Source organism: Streptococcus sp. GMD4S, from assembly GCF_000296955.1.
In genome coordinates, this window is sequence record NZ_AJRE01000221.1 from 1 (window position 1) to 1,465 (window position 1,465).

3 protein-coding genes are annotated in these 1,465 nt (G+C 38.8%); all 3 read right to left on the reverse strand.

Going from position 1 to position 1,465, the window contains the following annotated elements:
• On the reverse strand, positions 1-425 hold a 425-nt coding region (locus GMD4S_RS08825; RefSeq protein ID WP_000525329.1), incomplete at its 3' end, for a YfbM family protein.
• 96 nt (positions 426-521) lie between these two features.
• Positions 522-704, reverse strand: a complete 183-nt coding sequence (locus GMD4S_RS08830) for a hypothetical protein (protein WP_000451083.1) — start codon at positions 702-704, stop codon at positions 522-524.
• Between the two features lie 21 nt (positions 705-725).
• Positions 726-1,465, reverse strand: a 740-nt coding sequence (locus GMD4S_RS08835; protein ID WP_000851989.1) for a DUF4300 family protein, incomplete at its 5' end; no start/stop codon positions are given.

The window sequence follows — 1,465 nt, forward strand, 5'->3', positions numbered from 1 at the left end:
ATATCATCCTTGATTTCTTCCTCTTCATCAAGATAATCCCAAATATCGGGATACAAATCTGCCTTCTTGCATGCTTCCATGCTAAAGTTAGCTAAAGCCCTATCCATGTCAAAATTCTCTAATGCTTGAACAATCTCAGCTATCTTTGAGTGTTCAGTATAGGCTATATACTCCGATACATTTTCTAAAGGAGTTACTCCCAAGACAGCTTCTATCAAGGGGCCGTCATCCATAAATTCTGAACTACTAAAACCTGTCATAACAAAGAGCAAGGCATCCCACATTTTGTCAATATCTATCAACGTATCGTTTCCCTCAGGATAATCCTCTACTAAGTCAAGTAAATCCTCTTCCTGACAAGAATAGCGCTTTATTTGGCTTAATTCATTGTCAGATAGATATTGATAATTAGCAATCATTCCCATAATGTTTCCTCCTATAAGTTCCTTAGAATAGCACTAATGTTACTAGTTCCCTTTCTTGAGAAAGGCAAGAAATCTACTGTTTTTGGACTCTCCTCCTTATTTCCATTCCTCATCTTCTATCACTTCCCAGACTTCTGACTGATAGCCCTCACCATCTATATCATAGCGCTGCATATAGCCAAAAAATCTTTCTTTTTTATTTGCCTTACGAGACTTGAGAATGTTTACAGCCCAGACTCCGATAAGAATGACAACTAAAAGCGCTACTACTGTCTCCATACTCCTTCTCCCTTGCCTACCTTAATATCCTTCAACCCACTTTTCATTGTCCATGATGAAAGGCTTAGCTAGTCCGTCACCTGTGTAATCCGCATATTTGGTGGATAGATACTTGTAACAGTCTTCCTTGCTCGCAAACTTAATAGCTTGATAGGGCTCTACAAAAGTCAGTTTTTCAACAAATAAGAAACCATCATCAGCTGGCACTAAAATACCAACATGCCCGACAAAAAGAAACTCTCCATCCAAATTATCATGCAAGACTACAGACAGCATTCGAGCTTTGTCATTAAATTGAAACTGGGAAAAGAATTTCTCCATCTTCTGCGCGTGAACTTTTACATCCGTTGTCGCTTCTGTCTCCACCCTAGAAAATAGAATATTAAACTCTTCCTTATCTTTCTCATCAAATACTTTTCCCTTATCGATAGCATCATTATCCACAAAAAGTAGCTGATCATTCTTTTCAAGTTTTGGGATCGTGACTGAATTTTTTAATAGCGCATAGCTATTGATACGGCAGTTGGTCCCGACAAAGTCACCCTTCTTTTGTGTCCACAAATTGCTGATTTTCTCTACATCGTATTCCGTTTTTGTAAAGGAGGCAAAATCACCACTTAAGCCAGTGGAGCCGACAGTCGCATTATAGTCTGTAACAAGATTGAAAAATGCTTCAACACTATTTGGGTCCAAGTGAGCTGATAAGAGAGATTTGACCTCTTCGGTACTGACTTGACCGTTTAGATTGGAATATGAAGCCG